The organism is Roseateles subflavus, assembly GCF_030285365.1.
GTDB lineage: Bacteria > Pseudomonadota > Gammaproteobacteria > Burkholderiales > Burkholderiaceae_C > Roseateles_B > Roseateles_B subflavus.
In genome coordinates, this window is record NZ_JASVDS010000001.1 from 84,364 (window position 1) to 109,028 (window position 24,665).

The window sequence follows — 24,665 nt, forward strand, 5'->3', positions numbered from 1 at the left end:
GCGCGCCGGTGCGGATCCGGCCCTTGCACGGGCCGGATCCCGCCAGGCCCACAGGCCCGCGACGGCCTGCGAAGATCGGGGGCATGACTGCCCCCTTTTTCATGTCCGCGCGCCGCCGCGGCCTGGCCGCTGTCGCCGCGGCCGCCCTGTTCTGGAGCCCCCTCGCCATGGCACACAGCCCGACGCCTGCCTCCCCCAAGATCCCCGCGCCGGCCACGCCGCTGCGCGCCGCGGGCACCTTCAAGGTCCAGATCCAGGCGCCACAAGCGATGAGCAGCCCCGAAGGCGGCCCGGCCCAGGCCCGGCGAGCGCTGGAAAAGCAGTTCGAGGGCGATCTGCAGGGCCGCTCGCTGGGCGACATGCTGGCCGCCGGCCAGCCGCAGCAGGGCGAGGCGGCCTATGTGGCGCTCGAGTCTTTCAGCGGCACGCTGCAGGGCCGCGCCGGCGGCTTCGCGCTGGCCCACCTGGGCATCATGCACGCCGGCACGCAGGACCTGCGCATCGTGATCGTCCCCGGCTCCGGCACGGGTGCGCTGCAGGGCATCTCAGGCGAACTGAGGCTGCGCATCGAGGCGGGCACGCACCACTACGAGCTGGTCTACACGCTGCCGGCCTCGGCCGCCACGTCCCAGTAAGGCTGCTGCGGGTCGAAGCGCGCGGCGAGGAAGTCGAGAAAGCTGCGCAGGATGAGCGGCTGGTAGCGCCGGCTCGTGTAGACCGCGTGGATGCCCAGGCACTGCGGCTCCCAGCCGGGCAGCACACGCCGCAGCCGCCCCTCGCGCAGGGCCGGCCCGGCGAGGTAGGTCGGCAGCTGCGCGATGCCGGCACCGGCCAGCGCCGCCTGCATCAGCACCACCGTCTCGTTGGCCTGCAGACGCACCTGGGGGCGGGCCTCGGCCAGCTCAGGGGCCGCACCGGCCCCGCTCAGCCGGCTCAGCCGCCAGGCATCCCGCCCGAAGCGGCTGTGGACCAGGCCGTCATGCCGGGCCAGGTCCGCGGCGTCCACGGGCTCGCCCCGCCGCTGCAAGTAGGCGGGCGACGCGCAGAGCACGGACCGGCACACGCTCAGCCGCCGCGCCACCAGGGCCGGATCCAGCTCGTTGCTGATGCGCACCGCCAGATCCACGCGCTCCTCCACCAGGTTCACCGCGTGCTCCTGCGCCAGCAGCTCGATCTGCGCCTGCGGATGGGCGAGCACGAAGTCCGCCACCGCGGCCGCCAGATGCTGCTGCGCGAAGGACGTGGACGCCGTCAGGCGCAGCCGCCCCCGCACCTGCAGCGTGTGCTGGCCGGCGACCTCCCGCGCCTCCTGGGCCAGATCGACGAGCTGCCGGCAGCGGGCCAGCGCTTCCTGGCCGGCCTCCGTGAGGCTCAGGCGCCGCGTGCTGCGCTGCAGGAGCCGGGCGCCCAGCCACTGCTCGGCGGCCTCCAGATGGCGGCTGGCCATGGCGCGGGACATGTCCAGCGCGGCGGCGGCGGCCGTCAGGCTGCCGCGCTCGGCGGTTTCCACGAAGACCTGCAGTGCGGTCAGTCGATCCATGGGGGGGCCCTCAATTTGCTCGATTCATGCAACAAACAGTAAATTGGAGCGATGTTTATCAAATGATTCGAAAAAAATAAAGTTCCGTTCATCGCAACCCCGCCCCGAAAGGCCCCTGATGAACACCGCCTCCCTGCCCCGCACCGTGCAAGGCCTGCTGCAGCCGCTGCTGCTGGCCCTGAGCCTCGGCACCCCCGCCTTCGCCGCCGAGGCCCCCGCGAGTGCCCCCCCGGCGCCGCTGGAACTGCAGGTCATCAACCACGGCGCCGGCAGCTTCCACGTCAACTCGGTGCTCGTGAAGGGCGCCCGGGACGCGATCCTGCTGGACGCCGGCTTCACCCGCGCCGACGCCCTGCGCGTGGCCGCTGCGGTGCTCGACAGCGGCCGCACGCTCCGCACCATCTACGTCAGCGCGGCCGATCCGGACTACTACTTCGGCCTCGAGGTCCTGCGCCAGGAGTTCCCGCAGGCCCGCATCGTGGCCGCCGCCCCGACGCTCAAGAAGATCCAGGCGCTGCTGCCCACCAAGCTGCAGGTCTGGGGCCCGCGCCTGGGCGGCAACGCGCCGCGCCAGCCGGTGCTGCCGGACGTGCTCGAGGGCACGACGCTGCAGCTCGAGGGCCGCAGCCTGGAGGTTCGCGGCCTGGAGGACGCCCTGCCGCACCGCAGCTATGTGTGGATCCCGTCGATCCGCGCCATCGTCGGCGGCGTCAACGTCTTCGGCCAGTTGCACGTCTGGACGGCCGACACCCCGACCCCGGCCGAACGCGCCGCCTGGGTTGCCAAGCTCGACGCCATGGCCGCGCTGAAGCCCGCCTTCGTGGTGCCAGGCCACATGCTGGCGGGTGCGCCGCAGGACGCCAGTGCCATTGCCGGCACCCGCGACTACCTGCTGCGCTTCGAGCAGGAGCTGCCCCGGGCCGCTGACGCCGCCGCCCTGATCGGCACGATGAAGAGCGCCTACCCGCAGGCCGGCCTGGGCATCGCCCTGGACATCGGCGCCAAGGTCAACAAGGGCGAGATGAAGTGGTGAGCTGACACCGCCGCCCGGCCGGAACCGCGGGATTGACGACCGCGGCCCCGGGGGGGCAGCATGGCCCCGCCGCGGCCCGATGGCGCGGCGGAAAGGGCCCATGAGCACCGTCAGCTCTCCTCTGCCTCCGGCCACCCGCTGGCGCGATCCCAAGCGCTGGTGGTGGCTGATGTCGCCCGCCTTCCCCGTCCTCGTCAGCCTCAATGTGCTGCGCTACCTGCACACGGGCGCAGAGCTGTGGCTCTGGACCAGCACCCTCATCGTCTACCTGGGCATTCCGCTGCTGGACACCCTGCTCGGCCAGGACCGCAGCAACCCGCCCGAGGCACAGCGCCAGGCCCTGGAGGCCGACCCCTGGTACCGCGCGCTGCTGGTGCTCTTCGTGCCCTTCCAGTACGTCCTGACGGTGGCCGGCGCCTGGGTCGCGGCCACGCAGCCGCTGAGCGCCTGGGGCTGGATCGGCCTGGTGCTGAGCGTGGGCGGCATCAACGGCGTGGGCATCAACACCGCCCATGAGCTGGGCCACAAGCGGCCGCGCTGGGAGCGCTGGCTCTCGCGCATCGCACTGGCGCCCGTCGCCTACGGGCACTTCTACGTCGAGCACAACCGCGGCCACCACCTGCGGGTCGCCACGCCGGAAGACCCGGCCAGCAGCCGCATGGGTGAAAGCTACTGGGCCTTCCTGCCGCGCACCGTGGGGGGCAGCCTGCGCTCCGCCTGGACGCTCGAGGCCAGCCGCCTGGCCCGCCAGGGGCGCTCCGCCTGGCACTGGCGCAACGAATGCCTGCAGGCCTGGAGCATGACGGCGCTGCTCTACGGCGCGCTGGCGCTGTGGCTGGGCTGGCCGGTGCTGCTGTTCCTCGCCGCGCAGGCCGCCTACGGCATCAGCCTGCTGGAGGTCGTCAACTACCTCGAGCACTACGGCCTCCTGCGCCCGCGCGATGCCCAGGGCCGGCTCGCGCCCTGCGATCCCACGCACTCATGGAACTCGGACCACCGTGTCTCCAACCTCTTTCTCTACCAGCTGCAGCGGCACAGCGACCACCACGCCCATCCCGGCCGCCGCTACCAGGTGCTGCGCCATTTCGACGAAAGCCCGCAGCTGCCGTCGGGCTACGCGGGCATGCTGCTGCTGGCCTACCTGCCGCCGCTGTGGTTCCGCGTGATGGACCCGCGCGTGGTGGCGCACTACGGCGGCGACGTGCATCTGGCGAACCTGCAGCCTTCGCGGCGCGAGCGGCTGCTGGCGCGCTGGGGCCGCCCGCCCGGTCCCTGAGCCCCTGCCCTGCCCGGGGGCCGGACAGCCGCCCTATCATCGGCGCCATCGGCAACACCGGGCGGACGCGCCCCTTCCCAGGCATGTCCGCTGCCCGCCCGGCCTCCCGGCCCACCCCCAGCCCGGCCCTCCTGCGCCGCCTGCTGCGCGCCAAGGACCGCATGGATGCCGCCTCCGACGAGGCCTGGCCCGTGCAGCGCCTGGCCGATCTGTGCGGGCTCACCGAAGCCTATTTCGCCCGGGCCTTCAAGGCGGCCTTCGGCCTGCCACCCCACCGCTACCTGCTGAGCCGCCGCATCGAGCGTGCCTGCGCCCTGCTGCGCGACACGGACCTGAGCGTCACCGAGATCGCCCTGCAGACGGGCTGGGACAGCCTGGGCACCTTCGGCCGCACCTTCCGCGACATCACCGGCAGCCACCCGGCCGCCGTGCGCGAGCAGCTGCGCCGGGAGACCCCCGTCCAGGCCCTGGCCGGCATGCCGCTGTGCCATCTGATGGCCGCGCATCGCCCCGATCTGCGCAGCGCAGTTTCGGAGAAGCGCCGCCAGGCCGCAGCCGCTACAACTGCGACCTCGGACACACACAGCGACAAGGAGCTGACATGAATGCAGGCATCGACGTGATGGGCCTCTACGTGCACGACCAGGACGAAGCCCTGGCCTTCTACGTGGAGCGGCTGGGCTTCCAGGTGAGCACCGATGTGCGCAACGGCAGCTTCCGCTGGTTGACGGTGCAGCACCCCGAGCAGCCGGACGTTCAGCTGGGCCTCTTCAAGCCCGGCCCGCCCATGCAGGACGCGGCCACGGCCGAGGCCCTGCAGGCGCTGGTCGCCAAGGGCGCCATGCCGCCGCTGGTGATGCGGGTGAAGGACTGCCACGCCAGCTGTGCCGCCTTCCGCGCCGCCGGCGTGGAGATCACCCAGGACCCGGTGGAGCGCTTCGGCAGCGTGGACGCCGGCTTCCGCGACCCGTCCGGCAATGGCTGGAAGCTGATCCAGATCCGCGCCTGACCCCACCCGGAGACACCGCATGCCCAGCCGCAAGCCCACCCCCGCCGGCCCGCCCCCCTCCGCCCTGATCGACGAACGCATCGCCACCCTCGGGGACTGGCGCGGCGCGATGCTGGCCGAGTTGCGGGCCCTGATCCTCGGCGCCCAGGCCGGCATCGAGGAGGACTGGAAATGGAGCGGCCCCTGCTGGACGCACGCCGGCCTCCTGTGCACCGGCGAGACCTACCAGCGCCACGTGAAGCTCACCTTCCCTCACGGCGCGTCGCTGCCCGATCCCGCCGGGCTCTTCAACAGCAGCCTCGAGGGCCGCGTGCGGCGCGCCATCGACTTCCCCGAAGGCGCCACGATCGACGGGCCGGCCCTGCAGGCGCTGATCCGGGCGGCGGCGGCGCACAACGCCGACAAGGGGCGGGCGAAGGCCTGAGCGCCGACGGACCCCGGGGAAAGCCGTGTGCCTGCTTTGGCAGAATCGCGGCCCACGAGGAGCCCCGCCATGGCGCAAGACCTGACCCCATCCCCCGCCCCAGCGTCCGCCGAAGCGCCCCCCACGGACGCCACGGCGGGCGACGGCGCCCCCGCGCCGCGGGCCGCCACCCCCATGGATTCGCGCCTGCTGTGGATTGCACCGGCTCTCGGCGCGATCTACGGGCTGCTGATCCGCCTGGGGGCCGCCTGGTTCGGGCCCTGGCTCCGCAGCCACGGCTACACGCACGAGGTGGCGGGCGTGATGAGCGGCGGCTTTCTGGTGCTGACGCCGGTGGTCATGGGCATGCTCACCATCCATGCGCGTCGCCGTGAGGGCTGCAGCTGGCTCTTCGCGTGCTTCGGTCCCTGGATCGCCACCTTCATGATGCTGCTCGGCAGCATGGTGACGCTGCTCGAAGGCGCCATCTGCGTCGTGATGATGGCGCCCCTGTTCCTTGGGCTCTCCAGTCTCGGCGGCCTGCTGATGAAGCTGCTGCAGACGCTGTGGGACCTGCGCGGCCGCTTCGTCGGCGCCGTGGCCGTGCTGCCCTTGCTGGCCCTGCTGGTCGAGGGCCCGATGGCGCAGGCCGATGCCTGGCAGTCGATCCGCCAGACTGTGGTGGTGGAGGCCCCACCGGCGCGTGTCTGGCAGGAGATCCTCGACGCGCGTGGCATCCGGCCCGAGGAAATGCCGCACACCTTCATCCACCTGATCGGCGTGCCTCGCCCGGTGGAAGGCCTCCATCGTCAGCGAGCGGATGGCGAGGTGCGCGAGTCCCGCTGGGAGCGCGGCGTGCACTTTCTCGGCCGTGTGACGGCACGCACGGAGCAGCGGGAGATCGCCTGGCGCTACGAGTTCGCGCCGGATTCCTTCCCTGCCGGCACGATGGACGATCACGTCGTCATCGGCGGCCGCTACTTCGACCTGGGCGAGACGCGCTTTCTGCTGACACCCCTGGACGGCGGCCGCACGCGGCTCTCGATCGAGGCGCACTACCGCGTCAGCTCCAGCGTGAACCTCTATGCCGTGCCGGTGGCGGCGCTGCTGGGCGAGGACTTCGTCCAGGCCCTGCTGGCGCTGTACCGGCAGCGCGCGGAGCGTCCGGATCCCCGTCCTGCAGCGCTGGCCCGGGCCGGGGACTGACCGACGCGTCCGCCGGGCGTCCGAGCCCAAGGGGCCGGCACGGGCTTGAAAGGCGGCGCGCCGCACCCATCTGGCGTTCGATGTTCCAGTTCTTCCACCCGCGCCCGGTCGTCGACCGCCGTCCCGTCGCCGAGCACAGCGTGCAGGTGCAGGCCGTCGTGCTGCCCGCGCTGACCGCCCTCGTGAGCGGACCTGCCCGAGAGGCCGGGGCCCCCGGCACGACACCCGCGCCCCCGCTCAATCCGCCAGCAGCGCCCAGCGCTCGTGGTCGCGCCAGCGGCCGTTGATCTTCAGATAGCGGGGCGAGAAGCCCTCCTGCCGGAAGCCGCAGCGGCGCGCCAGGGCCAGCGAGGCGGCATTGCCCGGCTGGATGTTGGCCTCGAGCCGGTGCAGCCTCAGCCCCTGGAACGCCTCGCGGCACACCGCCTTCAGCCCCAGCGTCATCAGCCCCTGGCCGGCGTTCGGAGCGAAGGCGTAGTAGCCGAGATAGGCGCTGCGCAGCGCGCCCATCACGATGTGGCTCAGGTTGACCACGCCCACCAGGCTGTCGTCGTCCGCCCGGACGATGAGGAAGGCCTGGTGCCCGGGCGCGCGCATGCGCTCGAGGTAGGCCGTGAAGGCCTCGGCCTCGGACGGTGGCGCCACCCAGCGGCCATGCAGGCGGCGGCTGGCCTTCACGGCCGTGACGAAGGCGGGGGCGTCGGCCGGGGTCGGGCTGCGCAGGACGATGCGGGGCATGGGCGGGCGAGGCGTGGGGGTCCGGCCCGCATTGTGGCGCGTCGCCCGGCAGGTCCCGTGCCCGGCGCCGGCCGCGATCCCCCCTTGCCGGGACAGGGCCGGCACGCAGGCCGGCCGCTCATCGGCTAGCCTGTGCGCCTGCCGGCGGCGCTGCAGCCGCCTGACCCATCCCGCCTGGAGCCCCCATGTCCGACAAGAACACCGTTTGCCTGTGGTTCGACGGCAATGCCCTCGAGGCCGCCGAGTTCTACGCCCGCGTCTTCCCAGACAGCCGCGTCACCGCGGTCACCCGCGCCCCCGCCGACTACCCCAGTGGCCGGGCCGGCGACGTGCTGACCGTGCAGTTCCGCGTCCTGGGCATTCCCTGCCTCGGACTCAACGGCGGTCCCGGCTTTCCGCCGACGCAGGCCTTCTCCTTCCAGGTCGCCACCGAGGACCAGGCCGAGACCGACCGCTACTGGAACGCCATCCTCGAGAACGGCGGCCAGCCCAGCGCCTGCGGGTGGTGCCAGGACCGCTGGGGCCTGCACTGGCAGATCACGCCGCGCGTGCTGAGCGAGGGCATCAGCGACCCGGACCCGGCCGTGGCGAAGCGGGTGTTCCTGGCCATGATGAACATGGTGAAGATCGACATCGCCGCGATCGAGGCCGCCCGGCGCGGCTGAACGGCGGCCGAGATCGGCGAGCGACCCCGGCCCTGCATCCCTTGGCTTAGGGATGCCCCCGGCCGGCGTTAACGCACCGATACATCTGCAGTCCCGCGCCGGCACCGGATCGGGCATCGTGGCGCTGCGGCACCAGCGATGCGCCGCGCAGGGAGGGATTGCATGGAAGCAGGTGCGGGTCGCAGCGCCGGGAAAGCGGGTGCGTGGCGGCCGAGGAAGGGCGTGCCCGCCAGGAAATGGGCCATCGCGATGGCCGCCGTGCTGGGCGACGTGCTGGCGGCCATTGCCACCGCCGGACCGGCGCCCGCGCCGGCCCCCGACGCCGCCGCCATCGGGCAGCTCGTCGAGGCCGCCAGCCTCGATGCCATGGCCGAGGCCTCCACCAGGGCCTGCCTGGAGATGGGCGCGCCGAACGGTGCCGCCCTGGAGACCGCCTATGCCGATTGGCGCACCCGCCATCGCCTGGCCCTGAGCCGCTCCGTGGTGATGAGCCTGGCCGCGCGGCAGCACCGGGACCTGCCCTGGAAGGACGTCAGCACCGCCATGCGCGATCGGGTGCTCGGCGAGGCCCGGCCCGAAGCGCCCTGCGAGGCCCTGATGCGGGACTGGGCCTCCCCCACCATGGACGCCACCGCCCTGTACCCCGCCGCCGAGCCCACGGCGCGGGCGCTGATCCAGGCCCAGGTCGCCCACGCCCCCTCGCCGGTGCCCACGGTCGGGGCGCTGCCCGGTGGGGGTCAGGTCTTGAGCGTCGCCCAGCTGCTGGGCCTGATCGAGCCCCTGCAGCGCGCCGGCGCCCCGCGGGCCGGCATCCCGGTGCTGGTCAAGGGCCGCGTGCGGCGCTGGCTGGACGACCGCGTGAGCTTCCAGCTCGTGCAGGACGAGGGGGCCTTCCAGGCACAGCGGCCCCTCAAGCTGCGCTTCGACGCCGAGCCGCTGCTCGGCCGCGAGGTCGTCCTGCGGGCCACGCTGAAGGACCCGCGCGACTACGTCCTGGAACTGGACGACGCCGTGTGGGTCAGCGACCCCACCGGCCTGCAGGCCTCCTCCCAACCGGCCCAGGCGCTGCGCCGCAAGGGGGTGCCGCTGCAGCGCGTGCTCGCGAAACCCGGCCAGGGTCTGCCCGAGAAGGACTTCGCGGGCGTGGTGCTGCATGGCTATGCGGATTACAGCAACGGCTCGCAATGGCGCGAGGACGTGCGCTATCTGCTGCGCGACGGCAGTGCCTACAGCCGCACCGAGATGCCCCCGGACCAGCTCGATGCCGCCCGCTCGCGCCGGCTGGAGCCCCAGCTCTGGCTGCGCTGGCGGGCCGCGGGCGATCGCTACGAGTTCCAGGCGCAGAACGACCAGGGCGCGCCGGAGGGCACGTGGGAGGCCGGCCAGCACCGCCTGATGCGCCCCTGGGCCGCGGGCAGCCGCCTGGACGGCTACTTCAGCCGCAGTGCCTTCTACGGCAGCCTGTTCACCGGCGGCACCTCGTCCACGCGCAGCATCCGCTTCCAGAAAGACGGCCGCTTCGAGCGCAGCTTCCATTCGCTGTCGGGGTCCGGCAGCCTCGCCGCCGTCCAGGGCACGGCCATCTACGGTTCAGCCTCGGGGGATGGCAAGGGCAGCCAGAGCGTGGCCGGCGGCACGGTGGGCACCGGCCTCGGCAGCGTGACCACCACCACCGCGCCCCACCGCAAGGACGATGGGGCGAGCCGCCGCGGCAGCTACACCTTGAGCGGCTACGTGGCCGTCCTGCGCTACGACGACGGCCACGAGGAGCGCCTGCTGAGCTTCCCGGTGCGCGACGGCTCGGTCTTCCTCGGCGACGCCAGCTACACGCTCGACAAGTGATGCCCCCCGACACCCCGGCCTTCGCCGCCCTCCGGAGACACCCATGACCCGACCCCGCATCGAGACCCCCACCCCGACCTCGCACCCCGCGCGCCACGCCCTGCCCTCGAGGGTCTCGCGGCTGTCGGCATCACTCGGCCGGGTGCCTGCCGCGGTCCTCGCCGCCCTCCTGGCCACGGCCCTCGCCCTGACGGCGGCCGGCAACGCCCAGGCACAGGCCGTCCCCAGCCTGGCCGAGCAGATGCGCGCCATGCTGGGCCGCCCCGTCCTCGCGAACACCACGGCCACAAGCGCCACGGCCACGCCCTCCGCACCGACCTCCGCGGTGGCCCTGCCGGCGACCGCGGCCCCCGCCCGTGCCGCTGCGGCGCTGCCATCCGCCGCGGGACCCGTCGTCGCCGAGGGCCCGCCGCAGCTGCGTCAGTCCGCCACCGAGCTGGCCCAGCGTTTTCCGGCGGCGCAACGCAGCGCCATGACGCGGGCCTTCGAGGAGTCCTTCGCCTTCTGGCGGAAGCTGGAGGGGCAACTGGGCCTCGCCCCCGACGACCTCGCCGCCGGGCTGGCCGCCTTCATTGCCGGCAACTACGCCGTCTTCATGCAGCAGGAGGTGCCGGACGAGCAGTTCAAGACGCTGGTCCGGCAGATGCAGGGCCTGCTCGGCCAGAACCCCGGCATCCAGCAGGCCAGCGCGGCCCAGCGCCGCTCGATGTACGAGCAGCTGGCGATGGTGGGCACCTTCATGGTCATCTACCGCGAGCAGCTCAAGACCCGGCCGAACCCGGCCGAGGAGGTCAACTTCCGGCACACGGCCAAGGCCAACCTCGAAACGGCGCTGGGCGTGGGCGTGGAGCGGATGCGCCTCGGGGCGCAGGGGCTGGAGCTGCGCTGAACCGCGCAGGCCCTACCGGATCAGCGGCGCGATGCGCTCGCGCAGCAGCCGGTACTGGGCGTCCAGCATGGGCGGGTTGGGGTCGTGCCCGACCTGCGGCAGCAGGACCAGCGCCTTCACCGGCGCCTTCAGGCTGTCCACATAGCGCTGGGTCACGTCGGGCGTGGTGAGCAGGTCCTCCGCGCCCTGCACGAAGAACAGCGGCACCTGGAACTCGGTGCCCAGCTTGCGCAGGTTGATCGTCGAGGCCATGCCATCGCCCTTGAGCCCCACGAACTGCAGGAAGGAGTAGTCCTCGCCCGCTTCGTAGTCCGCCTGCGCCTGGGGCGTGGTGTAGAGCGCGGGCGGCTGCCACCAGGCCTTGGGCGCGGGAACCGTGCGCTGGGCTTCATAGCGCCGGATCACGCGGCGCACCTTGCCGAAGCTGCGCGGGTCCGTCCAGGGCGGCGACCCCACGGCCTGCAGCACGGTCAGCGCCTCCTTGTCCTGCGCCGCCTGCACCCGCTGAAGCAGCTGGGCATAGCTCTGCACCCCGTTCTCGCCCTCGTCGACGATCTGCGAGGTGCCCAGATAGGCGTGAAACAGCGCCGGACGCGCCTGCACCATGTGGACGGCCAGCGCCGAGCCCCAGGAGCTGCCCCACAGGATGACCTTCTGCTGGCCGAAGCGCTGCGCCACGTAGGCCGTCACTTCAATGCCGTCGCTGACGAGCTGGGACACGGTCAGCGGCACGTCGTCACCCGTCGGATTGCGGCCGAAGGTCCTGCCGGCGCCGCGCTGGTCCCAGTGCACGAGGGTGAAGTCCCGCGCCCAGGCGCCGAACATGGCGTCGCCGTAGGGGCTCAGGGGATTGCCCGGGCCGCCATGGACGAAGAGCACGATGGGATTGCCGCAGCGATCGCCCTTCACCGTGACCCACTGCTCGATGCCGCCGATCGTCACGAAGCCCTGCTCATCGACCTTCTGCGCGGGGGTGGCGCAGGCCGGCGTGGCGGCGGGCAGGGCCGCTGCAGCGGGCGCGGGAGCGGCACCGACGTGAAGCGGCAGGGCCAGGGCCAGGAGAGCGATCGAACGTTGGAACATGCGGGTCCTAGAAGTGCGGAGGCCCGAGCGTAGCGACTTTCCAGCGCCATGACCGCGGACATGCCCGTGCAGATGAGGCGGCGATCCAACGGTGCTGCCGCGAGCCCCGTGCAGTCCGGCAGACAGGCGGTCCGCCCAGGGCGCGCTCAGCGGGAAGCGGTCTCCCACGCCGCGAAGCGAGGGGGCGCGTCCGTGCGGTCGAAGGCCACCTCGATGCGCCCCGCCCGCATCCGGATCACCGCGAAGCCGTCGCCCGGGTGGTCCGCCCAGTCCGTGACGAGGCAGCGCAGCGGCGGTCCCGCCGGCGCGGGCTCATCGCCGCGCTCGGGCATCAGGGCGAAGGAGTCGGGCACCTGGAAGGCCTCCTGCTCCGTCACCGAGAAGGGCCAGGGCGCATGCAGGGCCGAGCTGTGCAGGCTCAGCAGGCGCACGCGGGGCTGGTCGGTGCGCAGGCCGCCGTGGCCATCGTCCACGCCGACCCAGGCGGTGGCGTAGCCGCTGCGGTGCTCGTCGCCGGACAGGAACACGACGTCGTTCGTCCCCTGCGTCCACAGCGCGCGCAGCAGGTCGTGCTGGCTGGCGGGGAAGCCGTCGAAGGCGTCGCTGGCCGCGGCCGCGCCGGGGTATTCCGCCACGCTGCGGCGGCGCGGCAGCAGCAGCGAGCCGCTGAGCACCACGCGCGGGCGCTCGTCCGGCTGCGCCAGCCAGTCCTGCAGCGCGCGCCACTGCGCCTCCCCCATGATGCGGGCGGACATCAGGCGCGACTGCGGCCGGGGCTCGCGCTCCAGGCGCGCATCGGCGACGAAGAAGCGCACGCCGCGCCAGTCGAAGCGATGCCAGAAGTGCCGGTGCAGGCCCTCGCGCTCGCCGGGCTCCCAGCGCGCGGCCCAGGCCGCGGCGCGGGCCGCGTCAATCCAGGGACCGCCGTCCTCGCGGCCGTCACGGCGCTGCACCGGCCCCCAGTTGTCCTCGATCTCGTGGTCGTCCGGCGCATGGACGATGCGCTCCAGCGTGGGCGGCAGGTGCCGCACGAGGCCCGCCTTGAACTGCTGGTAGGCCCGCGTGTAGCGCTCGACGGAGTTGTGCGCGTCCGCCAGGCCGCCGCTGGCATCGGCATAGATCTCGTCGCCGGCGATCAGCAGCAGCGAGCAGGCGCGGCCCTCCGCGGTGTGCCGTGTGAAGTCCACCATGCGGGCCAGCGCGGCATCGACGGGACCGGCGCGCCGCGGGTCCTGCTCGGCGCCCTGGCGTGCATCCAGCAGGCCCGGCGGGTACTGGCAGGCGGCCAGGATGAAGCTCAGCCCCTCCTCGCGCGCCGCCGCCTCGTCCGGCTCGGGACGCGTCACGAAGGCGTGGCGCAGCGACGTCGCGCCCATCGCCAGCGCGGCCTGCAGCGCCGCCTCCAGCTCGTCCTCCGCCGTCGCGGCGTGGCGGGCGGACTCGACCCACTGCCCCCGCACGTCCGCATACAGCAGCAGGCACAGCAGGCCGGTGCCCGGCGCGTCGGGCAGCTCGTCCAGCGGCAGGCGGCAGCGCAGGGCCTCACCCGGATGGGCCTGCCCCGCCAGCTCGAAGTCCCGGCGGCGGACCTGCCGGTGCAGCGGCAGCGCCGGATCGAGGGCCTCGTAGCCCGATGCCGTCTCGCGCACCGGCAGCCAGGCCCACTCGCGCGGCCAGCCCAGCTCGGGCCGCAGCGCCGTCAGCAGGGCCAGCGCGTCGCCCTCCTGGCGCCGCTCCACGCGGTGCAGCGGCGGCCAGGCGCAGCGGGGCTCGACGGGCGGGTGAAGATCGGTGCGTCGGCTCATGCCATCTCCCGGCGCAGGAATTCGATGATGTGGCGGAAGACCCGGTCCTCGATGTCATGGCCGATCAGGCAGTCCTGGTGGCCATGGCCGGCGATGATGCGGAACTCGTGGCGCCCCGGCGCGCCCTGGGCGTAGAGGTCGTGCAGCATCTCGCCGCTCTCGGGCTCGCACAGGCCGTTGAGCTCGCCGTGCACCGACAGCACGGGGAACTTCTCGAGCTGCCGGAAGGTCTTGCGCAGGTCGTCGAGGTAGAGGCTCGCGCCGCGCCAGTCCGTCAGCTCCCGGCTGCGCGAGAAGTGGATGGCCTGCGCGACGGTGTCCATGTTGAGCGGGCCGAAGTGGTCGTCGATGAAGTCGAAGACGGCCGGGGCCACGTTGGCGAGGGCGAAGTCCCGGCCGTAGAGCAGGTCCATGCGATGCCGCGTGCGGGTCCAGGGCGTGCGGCGCAGGCTGGGGAACGGCGGATTCTCGAGGTCGAACTCCTCGTCCGGGTAGGGCAGGCTGGCCAGCAGGCGGTCGATGAGCTCGTCCATCAGGCCGGGATGCTCGGGGCGGAAACTGAAGTCCTGCATCGGCAGGTAGGGGCGCAGATGCTGCATCAGCAGCGAGCGGGCCGCGTTGGCCGGCGAGAACACCATGCGCGGGGTCACCTGCGAGATCACGAGCCGGCGGATCCAGTGGCCCTCCATCAGGGCCTGGCGCAGCGGGAAGAAATGCTCCTCGGGCTGGCGCTGCGGCTGCAGCAGGGCCATGTGCAGCATCACCGAGCCCATGCAGTGGGCCAGCACGTCGATCTGCTCGACGCCGGTCACGCGGCGCACGGTGTCGATGGCCACGGGGATGTCGTTGAGCGCGCACTCCTCGAAGGTCCACGGCAGGCGGGCGCTGGGCATGCCCGCGCTGGTGCGCATGTCGAGAATCCACACGTCCCAGCCGGCCTCGTGCATGAGCTGGGCCGGCCCGGGCTGCACCGAGTGGTGCGCGAAGGTAGTGCCGCTGGCGCTGTAGCCATGGATCATCAGCAGCGGCCGGCCGCCGTCCCGCCGGTAGCGGGTGAGGCGGATCATCACGGGCCCGCGGGCGTGATGAGCCTGGCGCGACGGGCCCCGCGAGCGGCCGGCGTCCTCGCAGCGGCCCACGACGATCTCCTGGATCTCGGGCAGCGGCAGGCCCGGCACCGCGCCAGGCAGGCGGTGGATCTCCCGCGGCGGTGCGGTGTCGGGCTTTCGGAAGGTCCAGGCATGCACGCCCAGCACCAGGCGGCTCATGTAGCCCAGCAGGCTGCCGACGTCGCGCAGCGCGCTGCTGAGATCCTCGGCCTGGACAAGGCGCAGCAGCGGCTGGCGCTGGCGGGCGAGCTCGTAGAGGTCGAGCGAGAGCACCGGCATGCCCGGCCCGTCCGGGGCGCGGAAGGGGCCGGCGTCCTGGCGGGCCTGGGTGAGCTGCGTCCAGGGGTTGCCGCGGCGCGTGTACCGCAGGCGCTTGTGCAGCACGATGGTCTGGCCCAGCAGCGGCCGGGCCCAGTCGGGCGCGTCGGGCAGCTGGGCCGGGATGCGCAGCTCGTAGCGCATCAGCCGTTCCTGGCCCCCATGGCTGGCGAGGGCCTTGGCGTTGGCCCAGCGCTCGCGCAGCGCGCCCAGGGCGCTCTGCGGCCGCACGCGCGGCGCCTGGGCCTGCGCCAGGCGCTCCTGCAGCGCCTGCGTGGCATCGCGCCAACCGCGGTTGCGCCACCAGGCCCACAGGCCGCGGGCCAGGCGCTGGCGATAGCGGCTCGGCGCGCGGTGGAACACGCGCAGGCTCACGCCTTCCAGGGGCGCGATCCAGCGCGCCGCCGCATCGGGATGCTCGGCGTGCTTCCACAGCTTGTGCCCCGCATCCGGCCCCTGCGCACTGACGACCATGCGCTGTGACGGCAGGTGCGGGTCGCGCCGGGTGTCGAAGAGGCGCAGCCGGCAGGCCGGCGTGCCCTGCAGCAGGCGGTCCTCGCCCGGCTCGACGAGGCGCCGCACCGGGGTCGGCTCGAACTCGAAGCTCAGCTCCAGCTGCTTGACCTCCCCCCCCAGTGCCCCCGGCACGCGCACGAGGCCCACGAGCTGCTCGCGCACTTCGAGGAGCGTCGGCCGCTCGGGCGGGGGCGGGCCGCGGCGGTCGCGGTACAGCGGGCGTGTCAGCCAGAACGGGGCCTCGGATGCCGGCGTGTCGACGAGCCGGACCTGCCACCGGCGGCCGAGCTCCGGCAGCGCCCGCAGCACGAGCGCGGTGATGCTCAGCGCCGGGTTGATGCCCAGCGCCGCAGGGACGATGGCGCCATCGAGCACCGCCAGCCCCTGGTAGACGCGGTCCGCCGGCAACGCCGACGCCTCGCCGTCCCGCGCCGACGCGGGGCGCAAGACCTGACCCCATTCGTTGACCACACCGTCCTCGATGCGGTCAGCCATCGCGCAACCGCCCAGCGGGTGCACCGTCAGCATCGGGCCCTTGCGATCCTCGACCAGGAAGCCCATGGCCTCCGGCAGGATCTCCCACAGCGGATTGGCGATCAGGCGCTGCCCCCGCGCCCGCAGGTGCTCGCGCAGCCAGCGGTGGCGGGACTGCACCTGCGGGTCGCTCTTGAGCCCGGGCCAGTGGACCTGCAGGCTGCCGGGATCGGGCTCGTGCTCGCCCAGCAGCAGGCGCCCCTGCGCCGCATCCGTGCCGATGACGGCAACGGCCAAGGTGCGGGCGCTGGCGACGCGTGTGATGGCGTAGGGGTCGGGACTGTCGAAGCCCGCGCCGTGCACGCTGCGGTCCGGGCGGGACAGGCCGTCCAGCGTCTCGCCCAGCGCGAAGAGCTGCTCGAAGGCCCAGCGCATGGGGCCGGGGATGGCGAGGTCCTGCACCACGCAGCCCAGCCCTTGCGCCTGCCCGGCACCGAGCGGCGGGCGCTCGGGATCGGGGTCGCGCAGCGTGCGGGCATCGAGCATGGCGGTGATCGTCGGGCCGGCCTGTCGCGAGGCCGGGTCCTGCGCCTCATCGGCCAGGGCGTCGAGCACCGGCGTGTCGCGCACGGCGGCCAGCACGTCGCCGTTGCCGCTGACGCCCTCGCCCAGCCGCCCGGACAGGGCCAGCCCCCGGCGGCGCGAGCGCAGCAGGATCTCGGTCGAGCCCAGCGCGCCGGCCGCCAGCACCACGTGGCGGGCCCGCAGCACGAAGGGCTGCGCCTCCTGGCGGGCCTGGTGCTCGTCCGTGGGCAGAACGGCGACCTGCCAGGCGTCGACGGCGCCGGTGTTCGCGTCCAGGCCCTCGGGCTCGAGATGCAGCACGGTCGCGCCGGTCAGCATCTCCACGCCGCGGCGGCGCGCGAGCCACAGCAGGTTGGTGTCGAGCGATTCCTTCGCCCCCTGGTTGCAGCCGGTGGCGCAGTCGCCGCAGGCCACGCAGCGCGCCAGCGGCAGGCCGGCGGCCGACTGCGGCTGCGGCCGCAGGGCGATGGTCACGGGCACCTCGCTCGCCGGCAGCTCCGCCGTGGCCAGGCCGCGCAGGTAGTCGGCCCGGCGGGGCGGATGGCCGTCGAGGTGCCGGATGGTGTTGGGCTCATCGCCGTGCGCGGCCCCCAGCAGTCGAGCCGCACGGGCGTACCAGTCCTCCATGCAGCCGGGGTCGCAGCGCAGGCGCGCCGGCCAGCGCGGGCCGCGGAACACGGTGGACTCGGCCGGCAGCATCACGCCCGCATTGATCAGCGAGCCGCCGCCCAGGCCGTTGGCCAGCACGACGCACAGGTCCGGCCCCAGGCGCAGGTCGAAGAGCGCCTCGCGGTAGCCCTTCACCCGGCCGGCGCCCGCCGTGCCGGCCTCGGTGGCCGCGGCGACGCGCACATGCCCCGGCAGCTCGGCCATGCGCGCCGGGAAGCGGCCGGGCAGGTACTCGAGGCCGCGCTCCAGCATCAGCACACGCAGCGGCCGGCCGTCCTCGCCTGCGCACCGCGAGAAGTGCTCCGCCGCCGCCGCCGCGCCATAGCCGCTGCCGACGATGAGGACGTCGGCATCGAGGGCCTGCGCCCCGGCATCGCGGCCACGCGGATGCGCCAGCAGCCAGTCGCTCAGCGGGCGGGACAGCCAGTGCAGGCGGCGTGACTCAGGCGAGGGTCCCTCTTGCATCTTCAGCCTCCCTGGCCGGGCTGGGGGCGTGCGGTGCGTCGGCCAAGACCCTCTGAATGGCGGTCATGAGTTGGTCGGCGCGCACGGGCTTGTGCAGGAGGTCCAGGCCCGCGGCCTGCGCGTCGCGCAGGCGCTGCGGGGCGGTGTCTCCGCTGATCAGCAGGGCCGGCAGGGCCGGCACGAGGTTGCGCAGCGAGCGCACGGCGGAGAGGCCGTCGTCGCTGCCGCGCAGACGGTAGTCGATGAGCAGGAGATCCGGCGCCTGCTGCATGCACAGCAGCACGGCCTCGCGGGTCGTCGCGGCGCAGCGGGCCAGGCAGCCCATCTCGATCAGCAGCGTGCACATGGCCTTGCGAACCAGCTCCTCGTCATCGACGACCAGCACCTTGAGCCCGCGCAGCGAGCGGGCGTCCGTCGGGGCGTCGAGCTGGCTGTCCGGACCGTCATCGGAGGCCTCGATGCTCAGCGTGAAGCAGGACCCGACGCCCGGCGTCGACTCGAGCTTCAGGTGCAGGTCCAGCAGGTCGACGAGGCGGCTGACGATGGACAGGCCGAGGCCCAGGCCCTTGGCGCGGTCGCGCTCCTTGTTGCCGATCTGGTAGAACTCGTCGAAGACCTTCTGCTGCTCCTGCTCGGCGATGCCGCAGCCGGTGTCGCGTACCGACACCTGCCACAGCTCGCCCCGGCGCTCGGCCACGATGCTGATCTGGCCCGCCTGCGTGTACTTGATCGCGTTGTCGATCAGGTTGCGCACCACGCGCTCCAGCAGCAGCGGGTCCGAGTCCACGTAGGCGTTCATCGGGCAGATCAGCGTCAGCTCCAGGCGCTTGCGCTGCGCGCTGGGCAGGAACTCCTGCTGCAGCCGGCCCAGCCAGTGGCCGAGGTTGAAGACCTTGGCGTGCACCGGCACCACCTCGGCATCGAGCTTGGAGATGTCCAGCAGCGCGTCCATCTGGCCCGAGAGCGCGTCGATGGCGAGATTCATGTTGCGCACGACGCCCAGGCTGTCGTCGTCCAGGCGGCGGCGCAGCAGCGCCGAGCCGAACAGCGTCAGCGTGTGCATGGGCTGGCGCAGGTCGTGGCTGGCCGACGCGAGGAAGCGCGTCTTGGCCTGCATCGCCTGCTCGGCCTGGTGCAGCGCCGCACGCAGCTGCTGGTTGCTCTTGACCTGCTGCTGGCGGATGAGGACGGAGTCGCAGAACACGCGGTAGTTGTCGCGTGCGAGATTGCGCAGCATGAAGCCGAACAGCAGGATCAGCACGCCCATCACGGCGTCCTGCCAGACGGTGGCATGGGCGCCCGCACCGCCGGTCAGCCAGGCCAGGCCATTGGCCAGCGTCACCGGGGCCGAGAAGGCCATGAACACGGGCAGATGGCCGGCCGTGCTCGCGACGGCGCCGGCGCACAGCCCCAGCAGCATGATGGTCTGCACCATGCGCTCGTAGTCCGAGAGATTCGCCGCGAACACCAGCGCCACCGAGAACACCAGGCCATTGAGCAGGCTCAGCATCACCGCCCAGCGCATGCGCTGCGAGACGGGATAGTGCTCCAGCTGCGGCAGGCGGCCCAGCACGTGGCGGCGCAGCAGCAGGGTCGAGAGGACCGCGACCATCCACAGCACGGGCCAGGGCGAACGGGTCGGCAGCGCGGCCATCAGCGCCATGAAGAAGGCACTGAGCCCGACGGGATAGGGCATGCGCCGGCTCTGCTCGGCCAGCAGCCGCAGCAGCTCCTGCTGGATGAGGATCCGCGGCTCATCGCGCGCTTCGGGCTGCGGCGAGGGTCGCCAGCCCGTCCACACGGCCAGCCCGGCCAGGAGGCTCATGGGCGAGCCTCGCACCGGGCTGCGTCGCCTTCGCGCCGGAGGATCCGCAGCGCCGCGGCAAAGCCTCCGGCCACGGCAGCCGGCAAGCGCAACAACGGGGAGCGAGATGTCATGGGACGGACCTGGGCGCGGAGTGCGCCGACTATACCGCCGGGTGTGCTGCCCGATCGTGGCGCGCACGCGATGACCGCCGGGTCCGGCCGGGCAGCGCGGCGGCGGCCCCTCGCGCCAGGCAGCACGCCATCGCCCCAAATGACTATGCCGACCACCGCCGCCCTGATGGGCTTTGGTGAGCCGGCATAGCACTCCTCCCCTCGATCACGGCGCTGAGGTCCAGGCAGCGCGTGATCCGGAATGCAGTATCTGGGGCGCCCCTGTGCGCACCTATCCCCCTCAAGTGGGAATTTCCGCGCTCAGGCGATCAGCAGGCGCGGAGGTGTGCGCATGTCGCGCATCAGATCGGCAAGCAGGTCCAGGTAATAGGCCAGCGGCGGCGTGCGCTTGCCGGGTTGGCGGGCCAGATCGTCCCAGCGACGCAGCTGCAGGGCCTCGCGCGCGTAGGGCTGGGCGAGGAAGAGGAGGCGCTCCTCGGCGTTCATGCGGCCGCCCTGGCGCTCGAGGCTCAGGCGGGAGGACGGGCTCAGGCCGGCCTCGTAGCCTGCCTCCGTGGCCACCAGATAGCGCTTGGCCTGCACGTGCAGCCGGATGGGCTCCAGCACGCCGGGGCCGAACCCCTGCGCGAGGAGGGACAGGGCCGCGGTCTCGTGGGACTCGATGCGCAGCGGCGCGCCGGCCTCGGCGTCGATCAGCTGGCCGAGGTCATGCAGCAGCGACGCCGCCACCAGCTCGTGGTCGGCATGGGCCCATTCCGCCAGCTGCGCGCACTGCAGGGCATGCGCGAGCACCGGCACCGGCTGGGCCACGTCGCTCTCGTACTCGGCCCGGCCACGGCGCAGGAACAGGGCCTCGATGCGGGCGATCAGGTCCATCTGGGCTCTCCTTGTGGGGTCGACAGGCGAAGCTCGCCCGGCGCCCGTCAGTCTCGGGGGTTCACGTGTCAGGCCCATGACCTTCGTCAGGGCCGGGGAGGCCTCCATTCAAATGCACTGAACCTTGACCTCAAGCAAGATGAAACCGGCGGCCCCCCTCGGCCGCCACACTCTCGTCCATTCCCCGGGAATTCCCCGCCAAGACCCGGTCCCGCCGGGCCACCAGACAGGAGCCGCCATGAGCCCCCAGACACCGCGCTACACCGCCACCGCCATCGCCTTGCACTGGCTGCTGGCCGTCGCCATCGTCGGCGCCTTCGGCGTCGGCCTGTACATGTCGGACCTGCCGCTGTCGCCCACGCGGCTGAAGCTCTACAACTGGCACAAGTGGGCAGGCGTGACGATCCTCGCGCTGTCGGCCCTGCGTCTGCTGTGGCGCCTGGGCCACCGCCCGCCGGCCGACCTGCCCATGCCCGCCTGGCAGGCCCGCGCCGCGCACGCCGTGCACCTGCTGCTGTATGTGGCCTTCTTCGCGGTGCCGCTGAGCGGCTGGGCCTACAGCTCGGCGGCCGGCTTCCCCATCGTGTGGTTCGGCGTGCTGCCGCTGCCGGACTTCGTGCCGGTGGACAAGCCCCTCGCCCACCAGCTGAAGGAGCTGCACGAGATGCTGGCCTGGGGCCTCGCCCTGCTGGTGCTGGCCCACATCGGTGCCGCGCTGAAGCATCACCTGATCGACAAGGACGGCCTGCTGCTGCGCATGATGCCGGCCCGCCGCTGACCCCGAAACCTCCTGGAGAACGACGCCATGAAGACCTCCCTGACCGCCGCGCTGCTGCTGAGCCTCGGCCTGATCTCCGCACCGGCCCTGGCGCAGAAGCCCAAGGCGGCGCCCGCTGCGCCGGCGGCTGCGGCCGCCGCGGCCCCCGCACTGGTGGCCGCCCAGAGCGACCTGAGCTTCGTCAGCAAGCAGATGGGCGTGCCGGTGGACGGCAAGTTCAAGCGCTTTGAAGCACAGCTGGGCTTCGACCCGAAGAAGGCCGAGGCCGGCAAGGTGCAGTTCACCATCGACCTCGCCAGCGTGACGCTGGGCGACCCCATGCTCGATGCCGAGCTGGCCAAGCCGGCCTGGTTCGACAGCAAGAAGCTCGGCCAGGCCAGCTTCGTCAGCAGCGCCATCAAGCCGCTGGGCGGCAACCGCTTCGAGGTGGCCGGCAAGCTCTCGCTCAAGGGCCTGCAGCGTGACATCACCGTGCCCATCACCCTGGCGCAGGACAAGGGCCTGACCACCGCCTCCGGCAGCTTCGTGCTCAAGCGCCTGGACTTCAAGATCGGCGACGGCGAGTGGAGCGACACCTCCATGGTCGCCAACGAAGTCACCGTCAAGCTCAAGCTCGTGTTCTCCGGCGTGGCGCCGCTCTGATCGAGCGCCCCGTCCTCTCCCTCAACCCCCTCACCCCTCCAACCACAGGAATGCCATGAAGAAGACCCTGATCGCCTCCGCCCTGCTGGCCGCCAGCGTGCTGGCCCACGCCGAGACCGCCAAGTACCAGATCGAGCCCACGCACACCTTCGTGACCTACGAGATCCAGCACTTCGGCACCTCCACCAACCGTGGTCGCTTCGACAAGAAGGAAGGCACCGTGGAGCTGGACCGTGCCGCCAAGTCCGGCAAGGTGCAGATCACCTTCGACATCGGCTCGGTGAACACCGGCGTGGACGGCATGAACAAGCACCTCCTGGGCGAGGACTTCTTCAACGCCGCCAAGTGGCCCCAGGCCAAGTTCGTGGGTGACAAGTTCACCTTCGACGGCGACAAGGTCACCGCGGTGGCCGGCCAGCTGACCCTGAAGGACAAGACCGCGCCCGTCACCCTGAGCGCCAAGCACTTCAACTGCTACCAGAGCCCGATGCTCAAGCGTGAAGTCTGCGGCGGCGACTTCGAGACCACCATCGACCGCACCCAGTGGGGCATCGACTACGGCCTGGCCTGGGGCTTCCCCAAGGAAGTCAAGCTGATCATCCAGGTCGAGGCCGTGCGCCAGTAAGCCCAGGGCGCTCACCGCACCCACAGCCAGCCCCTGGGGCCGCATCGGCGGGCCGGGGGCTGGCCACTCGGCATGCCGACGGCGTCCCTCCGCTCGATGGCCTTCGCATGCCGAGAATCCCCGTCATTCCCTGGCTGCTGTCCGGCGCGCCTGGCGGCCCGCCAAGGGAGAACAGGTTCGAGACGGCACGCTTGGCGGCCGGACAGGCCATCGAGCGCGTCGAGCGCGTCGATCGGAAGAGGGTGACCGGACGCTGCAGGATCGACGACGGCAGCCGGTTCACGCCAGGAGAAAACGAGCGATCTGGCCGGCGAGCCTGTCGGATTGCTCGCGCAGCCCGGTCGCGGCGGCGCGCGACTGCTCCACCAGCATCGCGTTCTGCTGGGTCAGCAGATCCACGCCCTGCACCGCCTGCGTCAGCTCGCCGATGTCCCGCCGCTGGTGTGCGGACCGTCCCTCGATCTGCGCGACCACGCTGCAGACCTCGCGGGCGCTGGCCAGCATCTGCTGCATCATGCCGCCCGCACCGTGCGCCAGCTCGGCGCCCTGGCCCATGCGTTCGACCGAGTTGCGCGTGAGCTGCTGAATTTCCGCCGCCGCGCCCGAGCAGCGTTGGGCCAGGCCGCGAACCTCGGCCGCGACGACCGAGAAGCCCCGCCCCTGCTCGCCCGCCCGCGCCGCCTCCACGGCGGCATTCAGCGCCAGCAGATTGGTCTGGAAGGCGATGCCGCCGATCAGCTCGCTGATGCTGCCGATCTGCCCGGAGGCCTGGTGCAAGGCCTGCATGTTGCGGATCACCTCCTGGACGGCCTGGTCGCCCTGCGCCGCCACGGCGCTGGCGGCCCGGGCCACCTGCGAGGCCTGCTCGGCCAGACCCGCCGTGCCCTGCACCGCCGTGGACAGTGTCTCCATGGACGCACGCGTCTGCTGCAGGCTCGACGAGGCCTGCTCGGTGCGCTCCCCCAGGTCCTCATTGCCCTGCGCGATCTCGCTGGCGGCGGCCTGGATGCCGGCCGCCACCTCGCCCATGTCCTGGACCATGCCCTGCAGGCGCTGGCGCATGGCTTCGATGCCAACGAGCAGGCGCGCCAGCTCCAGCGGGCGGTCGAGTGGCACCTGCACCGAGAGGTCGCCCTCGGCAATGCGCCGCGCCACCGCCTCCGCCTCGCGCAGGCCCTGCAGCACGCTGCGCAGGGTCCAGGCCATCAGGGCCACTGCAGCGGCGAGCAGGCCCAGCATGAGCGCGAGCTGCTGCCAGCGCGCCACGCGCCGGGCCGATTCCTGGGCCTGCAGCGAGGCCTGCACCTGGTCCCGCAGGCGCTGGCTGAGCGCCAGCTGCTGGGCACGCGCGGCCTCCAGCTGGCTCACGAGCTGATCCAGCGGGAAGGACGGATCGGCCGCCGCCTGCTGCAGCGTGGACTGCAGGGCAAGCCGCTGCCCGTGCAGGGCTTCGGCCAGATCGGCCCCCTGCGGCAGGCGCTGCAACAGGGACTCCATGGCCTGGCCGTGCTCGCCATAGCGCGTCTGCGCGGCCGCCATGGCCGCCACATCGTCCACCAGGGCCGCACGGGCGAAGTCACGCAGCTGGCTCAGCGCCTCGGCGGCGCGGGGCGCCTCGCGCATGGCGGCCTGGGCGCCGAAGTGGACCTCAGGCGCCGCCTCCTGCCAGAGACCGGAGGCCAGATGGAGGCGGTCCACCTCCTGCTGCAGGGCCTGCAGCCATTGATCGAAGGCCTGCAGCCGGGCCTGCGGCGTGGGCGACGAGGCGGCCGGGCCCTGCGCGCCCCACTGGCGCTCGAGTGCCGCCGCCGCCGGCGCCAGCGCCTCGAGACCCGGCACGGCCGCGAGCGCCGCCTGCTGGCGCTGCAGGGCCTCCTGCAGCGCCGCGTCCGTTGCCGCGCCGGCCGTGGCGTCCGTGGCGTCCGGCTGCAGGGCGGCCGCGCGCCGCTGCTGTGCCAGCTCCATCACCGCCCACCACCCCTTGTCGAGCCGCAGGGCCTGCGCCTGCAGCTCCGCTCGCGCCAGCGCGGCAGCCGCGTCGCGCTCCCCCCGCACCAGGGGCAGCGCCCCCAGCGCCAGACACAGCAGAGCCGCCACCGCCAGGCGCGTCCTCAGGCTTTGCCAGTACTTCATCGCATCCATCCCGTCCGTGAAGGACCGCGCTCGCGGCGATCCGTGGCG

21 protein-coding genes are annotated in these 24,665 nt (G+C 72.7%); 13 read left to right on the forward strand and 8 right to left on the reverse strand.

Annotated features, from left to right (window positions below):
* The first annotated feature begins 83 nt into the window (after positions 1-83).
* A complete protein-coding gene (locus QRD43_RS00340) occupies positions 84-635 on the forward strand; it encodes a DUF3224 domain-containing protein (RefSeq protein ID WP_285980475.1) in 552 nt (183 codons plus the stop codon).
* Here the strand turns inward: QRD43_RS00340 and QRD43_RS00345 are convergent.
* On the reverse strand, positions 599-1,540 hold the full coding sequence (locus tag QRD43_RS00345; protein WP_285980476.1) for a LysR family transcriptional regulator: 942 nt from the start codon (positions 1,538-1,540) through the stop codon (positions 599-601). The two genes, QRD43_RS00340 and QRD43_RS00345, sit on opposite strands and share 37 nt — an antisense overlap.
* A gap of 118 nt (positions 1,541-1,658) precedes the next feature.
* Between QRD43_RS00345 and QRD43_RS00350 the strand changes: the two genes are divergently transcribed.
* From QRD43_RS00350 to QRD43_RS00375, 6 genes are all read left to right on the forward strand, one after another.
* A complete protein-coding gene (locus QRD43_RS00350) occupies positions 1,659-2,573 on the forward strand; it encodes an MBL fold metallo-hydrolase (RefSeq protein ID WP_285980477.1) in 915 nt (304 codons plus the stop codon).
* A 100-nt stretch (positions 2,574-2,673) separates the two neighbouring features.
* Entirely contained in the window at positions 2,674-3,849 is a 1,176-nt protein-coding gene (locus QRD43_RS00355) for an alkane 1-monooxygenase (RefSeq protein ID WP_285980478.1), read from the forward strand.
* An 83-nt stretch (positions 3,850-3,932) separates the two neighbouring features.
* Positions 3,933-4,454: a helix-turn-helix transcriptional regulator gene (locus tag QRD43_RS00360; RefSeq protein ID WP_285980479.1), complete on the forward strand. Its 522-nt coding sequence runs from the start codon at positions 3,933-3,935 to the stop codon at positions 4,452-4,454.
* On the forward strand, positions 4,451-4,858 hold the full coding sequence (locus QRD43_RS00365) for a VOC family protein (RefSeq protein WP_285980480.1): 408 nt from the start codon (positions 4,451-4,453) through the stop codon (positions 4,856-4,858). Before QRD43_RS00360 ends, QRD43_RS00365 begins: the two co-directional genes overlap by 4 nt.
* A 19-nt stretch (positions 4,859-4,877) precedes the next feature.
* The gene (locus QRD43_RS00370; protein WP_285980481.1) at positions 4,878-5,282 is read left to right on the forward strand and encodes a DUF1801 domain-containing protein; all 405 of its coding nucleotides are present in this window, start codon (positions 4,878-4,880) and stop codon (positions 5,280-5,282) included.
* Positions 5,283-5,351: 69 nt separating this feature from the next.
* Positions 5,352-6,467 carry an SRPBCC family protein gene (locus QRD43_RS00375; RefSeq protein WP_285980482.1) on the forward strand — a complete coding sequence of 372 codons (1,116 nt, stop codon included), beginning with the start codon at positions 5,352-5,354 and terminating at the stop codon, positions 6,465-6,467.
* Between the two features lie 237 nt (positions 6,468-6,704).
* Here QRD43_RS00375 and QRD43_RS00380 read toward each other — a convergent pair whose 3' ends face one another.
* Positions 6,705-7,205 (reverse strand): GNAT family N-acetyltransferase, encoded by a 501-nt coding sequence (locus QRD43_RS00380; protein ID WP_285980483.1) that lies wholly within the window; start codon positions 7,203-7,205, stop codon positions 6,705-6,707.
* A gap of 185 nt (positions 7,206-7,390) precedes the next feature.
* On the opposite strand from QRD43_RS00380, the gene QRD43_RS00385 reads away from it, so the two are divergent.
* From QRD43_RS00385 to QRD43_RS00395, 3 genes are all read left to right on the forward strand, one after another.
* Positions 7,391-7,870: a VOC family protein gene (locus QRD43_RS00385; RefSeq protein WP_285980484.1), complete on the forward strand. Its 480-nt coding sequence runs from the start codon at positions 7,391-7,393 to the stop codon at positions 7,868-7,870.
* Between the two features lie 222 nt (positions 7,871-8,092).
* Entirely contained in the window at positions 8,093-9,712 is a 1,620-nt protein-coding gene (locus QRD43_RS00390) for a hypothetical protein (protein WP_285980485.1), read from the forward strand.
* 43 nt (positions 9,713-9,755) lie between these two features.
* Entirely contained in the window at positions 9,756-10,601 is an 846-nt protein-coding gene (locus QRD43_RS00395) for a DUF6683 family protein (RefSeq protein ID WP_285980486.1), read from the forward strand.
* Between the two features lie 12 nt (positions 10,602-10,613).
* Here the strand turns inward: QRD43_RS00395 and QRD43_RS00400 are convergent, their stop codons facing one another.
* The 5 genes from QRD43_RS00400 to QRD43_RS00420 form a co-directional block, all read right to left on the reverse strand.
* The gene (locus QRD43_RS00400; RefSeq protein ID WP_285980487.1) at positions 10,614-11,684 is read right to left on the reverse strand and encodes an alpha/beta hydrolase; all 1,071 of its coding nucleotides are present in this window, start codon (positions 11,682-11,684) and stop codon (positions 10,614-10,616) included.
* A 146-nt stretch (positions 11,685-11,830) separates the two neighbouring features.
* Positions 11,831-13,489, reverse strand: a complete 1,659-nt coding sequence (locus QRD43_RS00405; protein ID WP_285980488.1) for an alkaline phosphatase D family protein — start codon at positions 13,487-13,489, stop codon at positions 11,831-11,833.
* Positions 13,486-17,625 (reverse strand): alpha/beta fold hydrolase, encoded by a 4,140-nt coding sequence (locus tag QRD43_RS00410; RefSeq protein WP_285980489.1) that lies wholly within the window; start codon positions 17,623-17,625, stop codon positions 13,486-13,488. The genes QRD43_RS00405 and QRD43_RS00410 overlap by 4 nt, the downstream gene beginning before the upstream one ends.
* Positions 17,603-19,450, reverse strand: coding sequence for an ATP-binding response regulator (locus QRD43_RS00415; RefSeq protein WP_285980490.1), 1,848 nt, complete (start codon positions 19,448-19,450; stop codon positions 17,603-17,605). The genes QRD43_RS00410 and QRD43_RS00415 overlap by 23 nt, the downstream gene beginning before the upstream one ends.
* 413 nt (positions 19,451-19,863) lie before the next feature.
* Positions 19,864-20,439: an HD domain-containing protein gene (locus tag QRD43_RS00420; protein WP_285980491.1), complete on the reverse strand. Its 576-nt coding sequence runs from the start codon at positions 20,437-20,439 to the stop codon at positions 19,864-19,866.
* A 238-nt stretch (positions 20,440-20,677) separates the two neighbouring features.
* On the opposite strand from QRD43_RS00420, the gene QRD43_RS00425 reads away from it, so the two are divergent.
* The 3 genes from QRD43_RS00425 to QRD43_RS00435 are packed head-to-tail and all read left to right on the forward strand — an operon-like array spanning position 20,678 to position 22,484.
* Positions 20,678-21,217, forward strand: a complete 540-nt coding sequence (locus QRD43_RS00425; RefSeq protein ID WP_285980492.1) for a cytochrome b — start codon at positions 20,678-20,680, stop codon at positions 21,215-21,217.
* A 27-nt stretch (positions 21,218-21,244) separates the two neighbouring features.
* The gene (locus QRD43_RS00430) at positions 21,245-21,859 is read left to right on the forward strand and encodes a YceI family protein (RefSeq protein WP_285980493.1); all 615 of its coding nucleotides are present in this window, start codon (positions 21,245-21,247) and stop codon (positions 21,857-21,859) included.
* A 55-nt stretch (positions 21,860-21,914) separates the two neighbouring features.
* Positions 21,915-22,484, forward strand: coding sequence for a YceI family protein (locus tag QRD43_RS00435; protein ID WP_285980494.1), 570 nt, complete (start codon positions 21,915-21,917; stop codon positions 22,482-22,484).
* 279 nt (positions 22,485-22,763) lie between these two features.
* Here QRD43_RS00435 and QRD43_RS00440 read toward each other — a convergent pair whose 3' ends face one another.
* Positions 22,764-24,617: a methyl-accepting chemotaxis protein gene (locus tag QRD43_RS00440; protein ID WP_285980495.1), complete on the reverse strand. Its 1,854-nt coding sequence runs from the start codon at positions 24,615-24,617 to the stop codon at positions 22,764-22,766.
* Positions 24,618-24,665: the final 48 nt, after the last annotated feature.